Raw genomic sequence first — 13,580 nt, 5'->3', positions numbered from 1 at the left:
GGCGCGGGTGATGCATCATCCCGCGCATGGCAACGCTCCAAAAAATCGTCCCGTGCTTGTGGTTCGACACTCAGGCGGAGGAGGCGGCGAAGTTCTACGTCGGCGTCTTCGAGAAGGGCTCGCGCATCGTCCAGGTGACCCGCTACGGCAAGGCGGGGCAGGACGTCCACGGCCGCGCGGAAGGCAGCGTGATGACGGTCGTCTTCGAGCTCGAGGGCCAGCCGCTGACCGCGCTCAACGGCGGCCCGCACTTCAAGTTCAACGAGGCGGTGTCGCTCCAGGTGATGTGCGACTCGCAGGCGGAGATCGATCGCTTCTGGGAGAAGCTCGGCGCCGGCGGCGACCCGAAGGCGCAGCAGTGCGGCTGGCTCAAGGACAAGTTCGGGCTCTCGTGGCAGATCGTCCCCCGCATGATGGACGACATGTGGAGCGAGGGCGTCTCCGAGAAGACGGAGCGCGCGATGGAGGCGATGCTGAAGATGAAGAAGCTCGACATCGCGGAGCTGGAGAAGGCCTACAACGGCACGACGTGACGGCCGACGCGGACCTCGGCCGCGCCGCCTTCCTTCGCGACGCGGCGGAGCTCGGTCGCGAGGACGCGGAGCCGATCGTACCGGCTCGCGTCGAACGCCGCGATGCGCGCGCGGCGCGAGGGCGGGCGCGGCGCGGTGGGGTCGCCTCTCGCGGTGGGGTCGGCGCTCGCGGCGCGGGCGGGGAGCAGCGAGGCGCGCGCGTCCGTCACCGCCCAGCCGAGCTCGAGGAGGTCGCCGTGCGCCGGCGTGGCGCCGCTCGTCTGGCAATCGACGACGAGGACGCGCAGCGCGTCGAGCTCCATGACCGCGCCATGATACAGCTTCATCGCGCGATGCCCGAGGTGCGCCGAGTCGAAGCGTTCCTGCTCTCACGGGAGTGGCGCGACGCGGACGACGGCATCGACCTCGTCCTCTGGGCGAAGAGCGCCGACGGGCCCGTCCGCCTCCGCGTGCCGCGGCAGGAGGCGGTGATGTTCGTGCCGCGCGACGCCGTCACGCGCGCGGGGCGCCGCGTCGCGCGCGACCTCACGACCTTCGACGGGCGCCCGATCGACGCGCTGTACTTCCGCTCGCGCCGCGCGATGTGGGACGAGCGCGACCGGATCCGCGAGGCCGGGTTCGAGACGCTCGAGTCCGACGTGAAGCCGTCCGATCGCTGGGTGATGGAGCGCTTCGTGACCGGCGGCCTCGCGATCGAAGGCCCCTGCCGCGAGCGGAGCGGCGTCCTCTACTTCGATCGCGGCGCGCGCGTCACCGCGGCGGAGCTCCGCCCCGCGCTCTCGCTCCTCGCGCTCGACGTCGAGACCGACGGCTTCGGCGGCCCGCTCCTCTCCGCCGCGATCGCGACCGGCGCCGAAGAGCGCGTCTTCGTGCGGAGCCCCGCGCGTCCGGTCACGCACGCCGCCGCGATCGTGGTGCCCGACGAGCGCGCGCTCCTCGTCCGCCTCTTCGCCGAGATCGCGCGGATCGATCCCGACGTCGTGTGCGGCTGGAACGTGCTCGAGTTCGACCTCGCGCTCCTCGATCGACGCGCGCAGGAGCTCGGCGTCCCCTTCGCGATCGGACGCGGCGGCGAGCGCGCGCGCGTGATCGCGAGCACGACCGGCCGCGCGTCGATCGGGCGCGTCCCGGGGCGCGTCGTCCTCGACGGGATCGCGACGTTGAAGTCGGCGACGTACTCGTTCGATCGGTACACGCTCGAGGTCGTGAGCCAGGAGCTCCTCGGCCGCGGCAAGAAGATCGCGGCCGCGGTCGACCCCGTCGCCGAGATCCGGCGCCTCCACGCCGAGGAGCCGGACGCGCTCGTCGACTACAACCTCGAGGACTGCCGTCTCGTCCTCGACGTCTTCCGCGCCGCCGACCTCGTCGGGTTCGCGGTGGAGCGCGCGCGCCTGACCGGGCTGCCGATGGACCGGCAGGGCGGCTCCGTCGCCGCGTTCGATCACCTCTACCTCCCGCGCGTCCATCGCCGCGGCTTCGTCGCGCGCGACGTCGACGCCGACGTCGAGATCCTGCCGAGCCCCGGCGGCCACGTCCTCGACTCGGCGCCGGGGCTCTACCACGACGTCCTCTCCTTCGACTTCCGCAGCCTCTATCCGAGCATCATCCGCACCTTCCAGATCGATCCGCTCGGCCTCGCCCAACCGGGCGCGGATCCGGTCGCGGGCGAGGAGGGCGCGACGTTCGCGCGCGAGGGCGCGATCCTGCCCGCGCTCATCGCGAGCTTGCACGACGCGCGCAGCGCCGCGATCGCCTCGGAGAACGCCGCCCTCTCGCGCGCGATCAAGATCCTGATGAACTCGTTCTACGGCGTCCTCGGCACGCCGGGCTGCCGCTTCTTCGATCCGCGGCTCCCCACCTCGATCACGCGGCGCGGGCACGCGATCCTCTCGCGCGCGGGGCGCTTCTTCGAGGAGCGCGGGCTCACCGTCATCTACGGTGACACCGACTCGCTCTTCGTCGCGGGCGGCGATCCCGCGGCGGGGCCCGCGCTCGCGGCGGAGCTCACCGCGCGGCTCGCGACCGAGGTCCGCGCGGAGCATCGCCTCGAGAGCTTCCTCGAGCTCCGGTTCGAGTCGCGCTACGAGCGGTTCTTGATGCCGACCCTCCGCAACTCCGATCGCGGATCGAAGAAGCGCTACGCGGGCGCGGTGCGGAAGGCGCCGGACGGCGCGCGCTCCGTCGTCGTGCGCGGGCTCGAGGCGGTGCGGCGCGACTGGACCCCGCTCGCGCGCCGCGTGCAGCTCGAGCTCCTGCGCCGCGTCTTCGAGGACGAGCCGTTCGACGCGTGGCTCCTCGAGACCGCGCGTGACCTCGAGGCGGGCAAGCTCGACGCCGAGCTCGTCTATCACAAGCGAAAGAAGGAGAACGACGTCGCGGAGGAGCTCGTGCTCGTGATGACGACGCGCGGCCTCGAGCCCGCCGCCGCCCGCGCCGCGCCGATCGACTACGGTCACTACCTCGAGAAGCAGCTCGCGCCGGTGTGCGACGTGATCCTCCCCTTCCTCGACACGTCGTTCGCGCGCATCGCGGGCACGCAGACCTCGCTCTTCTGACTCCGATTCCCGATCCCGATGGACGAGCACGCGACGACCCCGGGCCGCATGATCGTCGCCCTCGCGCCGCCGGTGATGCTCGCGGGCGTGTCGGCGGGGATGGCGTTCCCGATCCTCCCGAGCGTCGGGATGCGGGTCGGCTTGCCGGTCGCGTTCATCGGCCTCGTGCTCGCGGCGAACCGCATCGTCCGCGTGCTCGTGAGCCCGAGCGTCGGCTCGCTCATCGATCGCTTCGGCGGCCGCCGCGCGATGATCGCGGGCCTCCTCCTCCAGGCCGCGGGGATGATCGCCTTCGTCTTCGGCGTGACGACGGCGTACCCCGGCACGTTCTTCCTCGTGGGCCGGGTCCTCCACGGAATGGGCGGCGCCGGCGTGTTCATCGCCGCGCAGGCGCTCGCGCTCCACGGCGGCGGCCCCACGCACGCGGGCCGCGTCGCCGGCGCCGTGCGCGCCGCGATCCAGCTCGGCGTCCCGATCGGCCTCGTGAGCGCGGGCTTCCTCGCCGATCTCTCGAACGAGGTCGTGACCTTCGCCGCCGGCGCCGCGGGCGTGGCGCTCTCCGCGATCACGACGTTCGCGCTCGTCCCCGATCTCCGCGTGCAGGCGGCGCCGCGCACGCCGGTCGTCCGCGCGCTGCGGGAGATGGCGAACGCCCGCCTCGCCGCGCTCGGCGCGCTCGGGTTCGCGAGCGCGTTCGCGGGGTCGGGCGTGGTGCTCACCACCGTCGCGCTCCTCGTCCACGTCGAGCGGCTCTCCGCGTTCGGTCTTCCCGAGCGCGCGACGTCGAGCGTGCTCATGGGCTGGCTCGTCGTGACCGAGGCGGCGGCGATGCCGTGGCTCGGCCGCCTCGGCGACAAGAAGGACGTCCACGCCGAGGTCGCGCTCGCGGGGCTCCTCTTCACGATCCCGGGCCTCGTCGTGCTCGCCTTCGCGGTGCGCGTCCCGACCGTCGCGCTCGGGATGGGGATCCTCGGCGTCGGGGTCGCGGGGATGGGCCCGTCGCTGCTCGCGCTCCTCGGGCGCATCGTTCCCCCCGAGCGCCGCGGCCTCGGCATCGGCGCGCTGCAGGTCGCGTCGGACATCGGCGGCGCGCTCGGACCGCTCGCCGGCAGCGCGCTCTTCGCCGGCTCGCTCGCGACCCCTTACCTCGTCGCCGCCGCCGTCAACGCGCTCTTGCTCCCGTTCGGATGGTCCCTCGTTCGCCGCACGCGCTAGCGCTGGGCCGCGCGGCGAGATGGTACGTTGTGCTCACCGATGTGGTTTCGGCGCAACGGCTCCGGGGGCATGAAGATCCTCGTCGCTCTCGTCTCCATCCTCGGGAGCTCGTGCGATCTGAGCGGGCTCACGGGCGGCGAGCGCGGGCCCTGGGCGTGCCTCGGACGAGAGACGCCGATCGAGCCGGTCGTGGTCCCGTACAGGGTGCACCTTCGCCGGCTCGTTCCGCCGAATCCGCCGCTCGTCGGAGTGCCGATCAAGGCGTGCGACGTGTTCGACGCCGCCTGCACCTCACCCGTCGACGTCCCGGCGCGCACGGACGAGACGGGGCGCCTCGACATCTCGCTGACGAGCGGCTTTCGCGGATTCCTCGAGATCGAAGCGCCCCCGACCCAGCCGGACCTCGTCCCCGGCATCATTTACGCCCTCCCCGTTCCCGACAAGAGCGCGCCCAAGAACGAGATCCGAACGTTCTCGCTGCCGACGAAATCGGAGCTCGCGGCGCTGGTCGGAGACATCGTCAGTCCGGACCATGGTCACGTGTTCGTTGCGACGTTGGACTGCGATGAGGCGCCCCTGGCGGGAGTGACGGTTCAGGCCGAGCCGAAGGCGCCCGAGACCGTGGCCTACTACCTGGACGCGGTGGGCACGCCGAGCGCGACGCAGACGAAGACGTTCGCGAGGATGGGCGGCAGATTGCCTTCTACAATGTGATGGTCCGCGCCGGCCACATCACGTGGCTCGTCATGACACCCACCGCGTAGAGGCAGCGCTTCGTCGTGTCCACGAGAGACATTCCGACCGTCACCGTGATGCGTCCCGACGCGGCCCTCCTCCCGTCGCTGCGGCTCGAGGTGGTGGGCGCTTCCTCCGACCAGTCCATTCCGCTCGGTCTCGAGCCGGTGACGATCGGCAGCGGCCCCGAGTGCGACTTGATCCTCGACGACCGTCGCGTCTCGCGGCGTCACTGCTCGATGCAGGTGTCGGAGGACGGGCTCGTGTTGCGCGATCTGGGGAGCAAGAACGGGACGTTCGTCGGAGACGTCCGGGTGCGTGAGGTGCTGTTCGCTCCCGACGTGTTCGTCAGCGCGGGCGGCGTGCAGCTCGTGGTGCGTGCGACCGGGAGCCCCACGCTCGTCGAGCTCTCCGTCAACGCCCGATTCGGCGACGTCGTCGGAGGATCGACCGTCATGCGCGCCCTCTTCGCCAAGCTCGCGCGGGCCGCGGCGCTGAAGGAGACCATCTTCCTTCGGGGCGAGTCGGGCACGGGCAAGGAGCTCCTCGCCGCGGGGATCCACGCGAACAGCCCGCGCAAAGACGGTCCGTTCGTCATCTTCGATTGCGGCGCGGTCGCTCCGAGCCTCGTCGAGTCGGAGCTCTTCGGATCCGTTCGTGGAGCCTTCACCGGCGCGACGGATCGCGCCGGCGTCCTCGAGTCGGCGCGGGGCGGCACGCTCTTCCTCGACGAGATCGGAGAGCTGCCGCTCGACTTGCAACCGCGGCTCTTGCGCGTCCTCGAGTCGAAGCAATTTCGGCGCGTCGGCGCCAACGCCTACGTGCCGTTCGACGCGCGCGTCATCGCCGCGACCCACCGCGATCTCCGCGCCGGGATGCGAAGCGGGACCTTCCGCGAAGACCTGTTCTACCGCCTCGCGGTGGTCGAGGTCTCCGTGCCGCCGCTGCGCGATCGCGGGGAAGACCTCGAGCTCCTCATCGAGTTGTTCCTCGCGCGCCTCTCCCCGCCGCGGACGATCGCGGACTTGCCTCCGAACGCGATGCGCATGCTTCGCTCGTACGATTTCCCCGGCAACGTGAGGGAGCTGAACAACGTCTTGCTACGGCTCGTGACGTTTCCAGAGCTCGGCGCGGAGGCGTTCGACACGGTCGGCGCCGCGGAGACCTCGCGTCCGCACCCCGAGCTCTTCGAGCTCCCGTATCTCGATGCTCGCGATCGTGTCCTCGAGAGCTTCGACTGCGCGTACCTTCGAAAGAGGCTCCAAGAGAACGGCGGGAGGGTGGCGGTGGCAGCGAACGCATCGGGGGTGACGCGGCAGTTCTTCTATCGCCTGCTCCATCGCTACGGCATGCGCCGGGACGACGAGGAGTGAGCCGCAACCGATCGTGCACGGCGTTGCTCGTCCTGGTCTCGTTCTCCGGGATCGCGTCGTTCTCCGGGATCGCGAGCGCGGAGAGCAACAAGGCGCGATGCAAGGCCTCGTATGAAGGTGCGCAGCGGACGAAGCGCGACGGCGACATCGTCGCCGCGCGCGCCGACCTCGAGACCTGTCTCGAGACGTGCCCGGCCGCGCTGACGAAGGACTGCAAGGCCTGGCTCCACGAGATCGACGCGCTCATGCCGACGGTGCGTTTCAGCTTGCGCGATCGACGAGGTCGTCCCGTCATCGACGCGAGCGTCGTGATGGATGGAACGAAGATCGCGGCGGTCGTCCCCGCCGAGGCGATGACGCTCGAGCCGGGCGATCACGTCTTTCGTTTCGAGCGAGGCGACTCCACCTCGGAGGAGGTGCGGCTGACGCTGAAGCCGGCGGAGCATGATCGTCTCGTCGCCGCGTTGATCGATCTGCCCGCGCCGCCGCCGGCGCGGCCGCCGGTGGAGCGGCCCAGTCGGACGCCTTCGCTCGCGCTCGGCGCGGCGGGGATCGGGCTCCTCGCGACCGCGGGCGTGCTCACGACGATGGGGCATCTGCAGCGCGCGGACCTGCGCGACACCTGCGCGCCGTCGTGCGCCGCTTCGGACGTCACGACGATCAAGACGCTCTGGTGGACGTCCGGCGTCCTCGCCGGCGCCGGCGTCGTCTCCATGGCACTCGCCGCCTTCCTCTGGCCGTCCTTCTCCGCCGCGCGCGCGCAAGCGGTCCTCGTGCCGCTGCCCGGTGGCCTCGCCGTCCAGGCGAGGTTGCCTTGAGCGAGCTGATTCGAACCCCCGCCGCCGCGATGCGCGCGCAACGACAGGGCGCGCCGGAGCGACGCATCGGGCGCTACGAGATCTTCGGTGAGCTCGCCTCCGGCGGGATGGGCGCCGTCCACTTCGGGCGAATCGTCGGCGACGCCGGTTTCGCGCGCGTCGTCGCGATCAAGCGTCTTCATCCGCAGTATTCGCGCGAGGCGAGCTTCGTCGAGATGTTCGTCGACGAGGCCCGGCTCGCCGCGCAGATCCATCACCCGAACGTGATCGCGACGCTCGACGCGGTCGCGGAGGACGGCGAGCTGCTCCTCGTCATGGAGTACGTCGCCGGCGCTTCGCTCGCGAGCCTCTTGCGCACGTACCTGCCGCGCGGGGCGCGTGTTCCGCCGAAGATCGCGCTCCGGCTCGCCAGCGACGTCCTCTACGGTCTTCACGCCGCGCACACGGCGACGAACGAGGACGGCGCTCCGCTCCAGATCGTCCATCGGGACGTCTCGCCTCAGAACATCCTCGTCGGCAGCGACGGCCTCGCCCGCATCCTCGACTTCGGGATCGCGAAGGCGGCGAACCGGCTCCACGCCACCACCGGCGATCAGATCAAGGGAAAGCTCGCGTACATGGCGCCCGAGCAGTTGCTCGACGGGGAGGTGGGGCCGCAGACCGACGTCTACGCGGCGTCGGTGGTCCTCTGGGAGTGCCTCACGGGCGAGCGTCTCTTCGCGGCGAGCAACAGCGGCGCGATGATGGCGAAGGTGTTGGAGGCGCCCGTCCTCGGGCCGCGCAGCCGCGTTCCGGAGATCGACGAAGGGCTCGACGCGCTCGTGCTGCGCGGCCTCGCGCGCGATCCGGCCGCACGTTTCCAGACCGCGCGCGAGATGGCCAACGCGCTGGAGACGCACGGGCCGGTCGCGCTCGCGAGCGAGGTCGCGGAGTGGGTCGAGGAGGTCGCGGCGGGTCAGCTCGCCGAGCGCGCCGAGCGCCTCGCGACCGCGACCGCGACCGCGGTGACGCGCGAGACGCCGAAGCCGCTTCGAGACCCGCCGGTCGAGCTCGCGGCGCCGAGCCCGGTCGCGTCGCCTCCTCGTGCGAAGTGGCCTCTTCGTCTCGCGGTCGTCGTCGCGCTCCTCGTCGGGCTCGCCGTCGCCGGTGCGCGACTCATGCCGCGCTCGACGCCGATCGCGGCGCCGAGCTCGTCGGTCGCCGCCGTCGCGCCGGCGGCGTCGCCGGCCGTGTCCCTCCCGGAGCGCGCGTCGTCCTCCGCGCCGGCTCCGTCGGCGCCGGCGCCGGCGTCGGCGCGGGCTCCGGCGACACGGCTCAAGCCCGCGAAGCGAAGCTGCGACCCGCCCTACATCGAAGACGCCACCGGCATCCGGGTCGTGAAGCCCGAATGCCTCTGACGGATCGGTGTACGGATTCGTTGTCAGACGCGAGCGTCGAAGCCGCTCGCGCTTCGAGCGGACCGCTCCAGCGTGCACGGCACGGGCGTTGCCCATACGAGAGGCATGACGAGCTCTTCGTGCAGGTTTCTCGGCTCCTTGACGCTCTGTGCGGTCCTCGCGGGCTGCGGGGTCGTGTCCGACGGTGAGCGCACGCGTCTCGATCGCTCGTCACCGGAGAAGGATGGGAGGGCCGCGTCCGGCGACGCGCCGCGAGCCCCCGCCGAGGAGCCGCTCCCCGCGAGCTCGGGGCGCATCCGCATCCATTACCCCGCGGGCGGAGCGACGATCGCGCTCGCGGCGGACGGTGGCGGCGATCTCGGAGCGCTGACCGCGGTGGAGGACGACGTCTGGGAGCTGACGCTCGAAGACGTTCGCGAGCCGGTCGCGTTCCGGCCGACGCGCGACGGGAGCCCGGCCAAGGGGCCGCCCTACGTCGTGGAGCCGGGGCAGTCGGTCGAGGTCTACCCGTGGTTCGACCACGAGACGGGGACGCTCGCCGGCTTCGCCGATGCCTTCGCGTCGCGCGTCCTGAAGAACACCCACGGCGTTCGCATGTACACGCCGCCCAGCTATCGAGAGAACACGGCGAAGCGCTACCCGGTCATCTACATGCACGACGGTCAGATCATCTTCGAGCGGAACATGGCGCCGCTCGAGGACTCGCTCGCGAAGGCGTCCTTCGGCAGCTTCAAGACCGAGACGACGATGAACGCGGAGATCGCCGCCGGTCGAATTCCAGAGGCGATCGTCATCGGCATCGATCTCAACATCGTGCTCGACCCGCGCGATCCGATCCCCGATCGGGTGAAGGAGTACTCTCCCACGCCCGACGACGCCTTCGCCGAGACGACGGGGACCGGGCAGGGGCCGCAGTACCTCCGCATGATCGTCGACGAGCTCAGGCCGGTCGTGAACGAGAGGCTTCGCACGCTGGCCGATCGCGAGCACACGTTCATGCTCGGCTCGTCGCTCGGTGGTCTCATCAGCGTCTGGGCGGGGCTCTTCGAAGGTGACACGTTCGGGGCCGTCGCCGGTCTCTCCATCGCCACCTACTGGGACAAGGAGGTCGTCGTCACGCGCGCGCGCGGCCTCGAGCTCGGACCGAAGACGGCGGCCCGCATCTACACCGACACCGGCGAGGACGAGCGCGCCGACGCGCCCGACGCCAAGTTCGCGGAGCTCATGCCGTCCGCCGAGAAGCAAGCGCGGCTCGAGGCGGCGCTCCTCACGATGGGGTACGCGAAGGGCACGACGCTGATGACGGTGGTCGATCCGAGCGGAAGGCACCACGGCGATTCGTGGAGCACCCGCCTCCCGAAGGCGCTCGCGTTCCTCCTTGGCCCCGGCCGTTGAGCCTCGTCGTCAGGCGAGGCCGACGTAGATGTTCTGGACGTCGTCGTCTTCGTCGATCGACTCGAGGAACGACTCGACCTCGGCGCGCTTCGCGTCGTCGAGCGTGACCGGGTTCTTCGGCTTCCAGATGAGGTTCGCGGAGGTGACGTTCCACTTGCGGTCGGTGAGCGCCTTGCTCACCGCGTCGAGGTCCGCCGTCTCGGTGAAGAAGCGCGTCGCGCCGTCGTCGGCCGGCTCGAGGTCCTGCGCGCCCGCCTCGATCGCGGCCTCGTCCGCGTCGGCGCCGCCGGGCGGCGGCGTCGCCTCGATCGCGCCGATGCGCGCGAAGTCCCACGACACCGAGCCCGCCGCGCCGAGCTGGCCCTTGCGGAAGAGGACGCGGACGTTCGCGCCGGTGCGGTTCCGGTTGTCGGTGAGGCACTCGACGATGACCGGCACCTGGTGCGGAGCGAAGCCCTCGTACACGACGGTCTCGTAGTTGACCGGCTCGTCGAGGAGACCGGCGCCCTTCTTGATCGCGCGCTCGAGCGTGTCCTTCGTCATCGAGGCTTTCTTCGCCGCCTCGACCGCCATGCGCAGGCGCGGGTTCATCGTCGGATCGGGGCCGCCGCGCGCGGCGATCATGATCTCCTTCGCGAGCTTCCCCATGACGCGGCCCTTCGCGGCCGCGCTGGCCTCGCGGCCCTTCTGCTTCCACTGTGCGCCCATGCCCCGCGGATAGCAGAAAAGGGAGTAACCTTCGCCGGAAATCCCATGGATCAAGCGCCGCGCGACCAGCTGCTCGTCTACCTCGCGAAGGGAACGCTCGAAGGCGCCGCCGTCCGCGTGCTGGACGTGTCCGTGCTCGCGAGCGACGCCGCGGTGACGAGCGGTTTCCCGAGCCGCGTCGTCGCCGGCGAAGACCCGGCCCTCGTCCTCACCGCGCACGGCGCCGCGCCCGGGACCGGCGAGGACACGGCGGTCGATCTCGAGGACGCGATCTGGGCGTGGGCCTCCGCGAGCGACGGCACGACCGTGATGTTCGGCGAGCCCGCGCCCGAGCTCCACGCGCTCCTCGCGCAGTCGCTCGAAGAGGCGAAGGCGGCCGACAAGAAGGGCGAGGACGCCGGCCGCCTCGCGGTCGCGCTCGGCTTGCTCTCGCACGCGATGGGCGATCTCGAGGCCGCCGAGTCGTTCTACCGCGCCGGCATGGCCGTCCTCGTGATGAAGGCGCCGCCGCGCGCGAGCGGCGACGTCTGGATGAAGATCGCGGACGTCTACGCCGACACCGAGGACTGGGAGAGCTGGAAGATGGCGATCGGGCAAGCGATCGCCGCCTACGATCTCGGGCTCGGCGTCCACCACCCGATCACGACGCGCGCCAAGCAGGCGCTCGCCGGCCGCGCCTGACATGTGCCTCGTCGGCCTCGCGCTCGGCGTCTCGGAGCGCTTCCCGCTCGTCATCGCCGCGAACCGCGACGAATTCTACGCGCGCCCCACCGCGCCGCTCGACTGGTGGACGCCCGAGGTCGGGGAGGGGAACGCGCCGATCCTCGGCGGCCGCGACCTCCAAGGCGGCGGCACGTGGCTCGGCGTCTCGGCGGCGGGGCGGATCGCGCTCGTGACGAACGTGCGCGATCCGAGCGAGGTCGTCGCCCCCGCCGCGCCGTCGCGCGGCGAGATCGTGGAGCGCTGGCTGCGCGCAGACACGACCTTCGACGCGCTCGAGCGCCACGTCACCGGCGCCGGCTTCGCGGGGGTCAACGTGCTCGCGTTCGATCGCGGCGGCGCCGAGGTCGTGCACCTCTCGAACCACGGCGTGGCGCGGACGACGGTAGGGCCCGGCCTCCACGGCCTCTCCAACGCGTCGATCGACACGCCGTGGCCCAAGGTGACCGCGCTGACGGAGCGGATCGCGCCCGCGCTGCGCGGCGCGGGGGCGGCGGACGAGCTCGCGATCGCGCTCTTCGCCGCGCTCGCGGACGACGTCGCGGCGCCCGATCCGTCGCTGCCGTCGACCGGCGTCGGCGTCGAGATGGAGCGCTCGCTCTCGCCCGCGTTCATCCGCATGCCGGAGATGGGCTACGGCACGCGGACGTCGACGGTCGTCGTGCGCGAAGGTGCGTCGCTCACGGTGTACGAGCGGACGCACGGCGCCGTCGTCGTCGATCGACGCGTCGTCCTCGCGCGCTGGCCGGGGTAGGCTCGAGCGATGAGCGAGCTCCGCGTCTACCACATCCCGGTGTGTCCCTTCTGCCAGCGGCTCGAGGTGCTGCTCACGCTGAAGGGGCTGCGCGATCAGGTCCGCTTCGAGGTCGTCGACATCACGAAGCCGCGGGACCCCGCGCTTCTCGCGAAGACGCCGGGCAGCACGTCGCTCCCGATCCTCGAGACGGAGACGGGCGGCGTCCTGCGCGAGAGCCTCGTCCTCATGCAGTACCTCGAAGACCGCTTCCCGGAGCCGCGCGTCGCCGCGCGCGATCCGTACGAGCGCGGCGTCGAGAACATGCTGACCGCGCTCGAGGGACCGTTCGTGAGCGCGGGCTACGGGTTCGTGATGAACCAGGACCGCTCGAAGCGCGACGCGCTGCGCGACAAGCTGCTCGCGCAGTACGCGCTCCTCGACGCGTTCCTCGTCCGCCACGCCCCGGACCGCACGTTCCTCCGCGACGACTTCGGCTGGGCGGAGGCGGTGTTCACGCCGATGTTCATGCGCTTCTGGTTCGTCGAGTACTACGAAGGCTTCGCGCTCCCGGACGAGCCGAGGTTCGCGCGCGTTCGGCGCTGGGTCGACGCGTGCCTCGAGCACCCCGCCGCGCAGCAGGTCGAGCGCGAGGAGATCATCAAGCTGTACTACGACTACGCGCTCAACGTCGGAAACGGCGGGCTCGCCCCGGGGCGCAAGGTCTCGTCGTTCGCGTTCGAGCCGCACTGGTCGCGGCGACCGATGCCGCCGCGCGACAAGTACGGCCCCGCCGCGACGGACGAGGAGCTCGGGCTCGTCGGAGCAGCGGCGGTGCCTTCACGCGGCGCGTGAGATTCGGAAGTCGATCGCGCCTTCGCGTTCGCCGAGGCGGATGAGCGAGGGGGTCTCGAGCAGCCTCCGCATCCCGAGGTTCGAGGGCAGCACGTGCGCGCGGAAGAACTCGACGCCGCGATCGATCGCGGCGTCACGGATCGCGTCGCGGAGCGCGCGCCCGATCCCGCGGCGCTGCACGTTGTCGTGCACGACGAACGCGACCTCCGCGATGCGCGGATCCTTCGGATCGCGGATGAAGCGGCCGACGCCGACGATCGCGCCGGGCGGCGCGTCCTCGAACGCCTCCTCCAGGCACGCGGCGTACGCGACGTGATCGACGCCGTCGACGTTCGTGAGGTAGTCCCACTGCGCGTCGGTGAGCTGGCTCACCGGCGCGTGGAACCGCTTGATCCGCGTCTCCGGTGACAGCCGGATGAGCCCACGCTTCAGCTCCGCGACGTCCGCTGGCACAATCGGCCGCAGGCGCGTCCGAAGTGGAGGGAGCTTCTCCATGACGCAGTAAGACTATGGTCGTGACGCATCATGTCAAGGCGGTATTTC

General features: G+C 71.3%; 14 protein-coding genes. 11 read left to right on the top strand and 3 right to left on the bottom strand.

Going from position 1 to position 13,580, the window contains the following annotated elements; translation table 11 throughout:
• Positions 1-26 precede the first annotated feature (26 nt).
• The gene (locus tag KF837_32870) at positions 27-533 is read left to right on the top strand and encodes a VOC family protein (GenBank protein ID MBX3232167.1); all 507 of its coding nucleotides are present in this window, start codon (positions 27-29) and stop codon (positions 531-533) included.
• Here the strand turns inward: KF837_32870 and KF837_32865 are convergent.
• Positions 515-859, bottom strand: coding sequence for a hypothetical protein (locus tag KF837_32865; GenBank protein MBX3232166.1), 345 nt, complete (start codon positions 857-859; stop codon positions 515-517). The genes KF837_32870 and KF837_32865 overlap by 19 nt on opposite strands.
• Positions 860-865: 6 nt before the next feature.
• Between KF837_32865 and KF837_32860 the strand changes: the two genes are divergently transcribed.
• The 7 genes from KF837_32860 (at position 866) to KF837_32830 (ending at position 10,021) form a co-directional block, all read left to right on the top strand.
• On the top strand, positions 866-3,088 hold the full coding sequence (locus KF837_32860; protein MBX3232165.1) for a DNA polymerase II: 2,223 nt from the start codon (positions 866-868) through the stop codon (positions 3,086-3,088).
• An 18-nt stretch (positions 3,089-3,106) separates the two neighbouring features.
• The gene (locus tag KF837_32855) at positions 3,107-4,303 is read left to right on the top strand and encodes an MFS transporter (GenBank protein ID MBX3232164.1); all 1,197 of its coding nucleotides are present in this window, start codon (positions 3,107-3,109) and stop codon (positions 4,301-4,303) included.
• A 69-nt stretch (positions 4,304-4,372) separates the two neighbouring features.
• On the top strand, positions 4,373-5,017 hold the full coding sequence (locus tag KF837_32850; GenBank protein ID MBX3232163.1) for a hypothetical protein: 645 nt from the start codon (positions 4,373-4,375) through the stop codon (positions 5,015-5,017).
• A gap of 98 nt (positions 5,018-5,115) precedes the next feature.
• Entirely contained in the window at positions 5,116-6,411 is a 1,296-nt protein-coding gene (locus tag KF837_32845) for a sigma 54-interacting transcriptional regulator (GenBank protein MBX3232162.1), read from the top strand.
• A 23-nt stretch (positions 6,412-6,434) separates the two neighbouring features.
• The gene (locus tag KF837_32840) at positions 6,435-7,229 is read left to right on the top strand and encodes a hypothetical protein (GenBank protein ID MBX3232161.1); all 795 of its coding nucleotides are present in this window, start codon (positions 6,435-6,437) and stop codon (positions 7,227-7,229) included.
• Positions 7,230-7,258: 29 nt separating this feature from the next.
• A complete protein-coding gene (locus KF837_32835) occupies positions 7,259-8,626 on the top strand; it encodes a serine/threonine protein kinase (GenBank protein MBX3232160.1) in 1,368 nt (455 codons plus the stop codon).
• Positions 8,627-8,764: 138 nt separating this feature from the next.
• Positions 8,765-10,021 (top strand): alpha/beta hydrolase, encoded by a 1,257-nt coding sequence (locus KF837_32830; GenBank protein MBX3232159.1) that lies wholly within the window; start codon positions 8,765-8,767, stop codon positions 10,019-10,021.
• 9 nt (positions 10,022-10,030) lie between these two features.
• Here the strand turns inward: KF837_32830 and KF837_32825 are convergent, their stop codons facing one another.
• Entirely contained in the window at positions 10,031-10,729 is a 699-nt protein-coding gene (locus tag KF837_32825; protein MBX3232158.1) for a YebC/PmpR family DNA-binding transcriptional regulator, read from the bottom strand.
• 45 nt (positions 10,730-10,774) lie between these two features.
• Between KF837_32825 and KF837_32820 the strand changes: the two genes are divergently transcribed.
• The 3 genes from KF837_32820 to KF837_32810 are packed head-to-tail and all read left to right on the top strand — an operon-like array spanning position 10,775 to position 13,037.
• Positions 10,775-11,410, top strand: coding sequence for a hypothetical protein (locus tag KF837_32820; GenBank protein ID MBX3232157.1), 636 nt, complete (start codon positions 10,775-10,777; stop codon positions 11,408-11,410).
• A gap of 1 nt (position 11,411) precedes the next feature.
• Positions 11,412-12,203, top strand: a complete 792-nt coding sequence (locus tag KF837_32815) for an NRDE family protein (GenBank protein MBX3232156.1) — start codon at positions 11,412-11,414, stop codon at positions 12,201-12,203.
• 9 nt (positions 12,204-12,212) lie between these two features.
• A complete protein-coding gene (locus KF837_32810; GenBank protein MBX3232155.1) occupies positions 12,213-13,037 on the top strand; it encodes a glutathione S-transferase family protein in 825 nt (274 codons plus the stop codon).
• On the opposite strand, the gene KF837_32805 is transcribed toward KF837_32810, so the two are convergent.
• On the bottom strand, positions 13,023-13,532 hold the full coding sequence (locus KF837_32805) for a GNAT family N-acetyltransferase (protein MBX3232154.1): 510 nt from the start codon (positions 13,530-13,532) through the stop codon (positions 13,023-13,025). The two genes, KF837_32810 and KF837_32805, sit on opposite strands and share 15 nt — an antisense overlap.
• Positions 13,533-13,580 lie beyond the last annotated feature (48 nt).

It is taken from the genome of Labilithrix sp. (assembly GCA_019637155.1).
Lineage (GTDB): Bacteria > Myxococcota_A > Polyangia > Polyangiales > Polyangiaceae > Labilithrix.
This window is presented reverse-complemented; position numbering and strand designations above follow the sequence as displayed.

Excerpts from the sequence above, each read along its gene's own strand:
- KF837_32870 (MBX3232167.1), top strand. The coding sequence starts at position 27 with ATGGCAACGCTCCAAAAAATCGTCCCGTGCTTGTGGTTCGACACTCAG.
- KF837_32865 (MBX3232166.1), bottom strand. The coding sequence starts at position 859 with ATGAAGCTGTATCATGGCGCGGTCATGGAGCTCGACGCGCTGCGCGTC.
- KF837_32860 (MBX3232165.1), top strand. The coding sequence starts at position 866 with ATGCCCGAGGTGCGCCGAGTCGAAGCGTTCCTGCTCTCACGGGAGTGG.
- KF837_32855 (MBX3232164.1), top strand. The coding sequence starts at position 3,107 with ATGGACGAGCACGCGACGACCCCGGGCCGCATGATCGTCGCCCTCGCG.
- KF837_32850 (MBX3232163.1), top strand. The coding sequence starts at position 4,373 with ATGAAGATCCTCGTCGCTCTCGTCTCCATCCTCGGGAGCTCGTGCGAT.
- KF837_32845 (MBX3232162.1), top strand. The coding sequence starts at position 5,116 with ATGCGTCCCGACGCGGCCCTCCTCCCGTCGCTGCGGCTCGAGGTGGTG.
- KF837_32835 (MBX3232160.1), top strand. The coding sequence starts at position 7,259 with ATGCGCGCGCAACGACAGGGCGCGCCGGAGCGACGCATCGGGCGCTAC.
- KF837_32825 (MBX3232158.1), bottom strand. The coding sequence starts at position 10,729 with ATGGGCGCACAGTGGAAGCAGAAGGGCCGCGAGGCCAGCGCGGCCGCG.
- KF837_32820 (MBX3232157.1), top strand. The coding sequence starts at position 10,775 with ATGGATCAAGCGCCGCGCGACCAGCTGCTCGTCTACCTCGCGAAGGGA.
- KF837_32815 (MBX3232156.1), top strand. The coding sequence starts at position 11,412 with ATGTGCCTCGTCGGCCTCGCGCTCGGCGTCTCGGAGCGCTTCCCGCTC.
- KF837_32810 (MBX3232155.1), top strand. The coding sequence starts at position 12,213 with ATGAGCGAGCTCCGCGTCTACCACATCCCGGTGTGTCCCTTCTGCCAG.
- KF837_32805 (MBX3232154.1), bottom strand. The coding sequence starts at position 13,532 with ATGGAGAAGCTCCCTCCACTTCGGACGCGCCTGCGGCCGATTGTGCCA.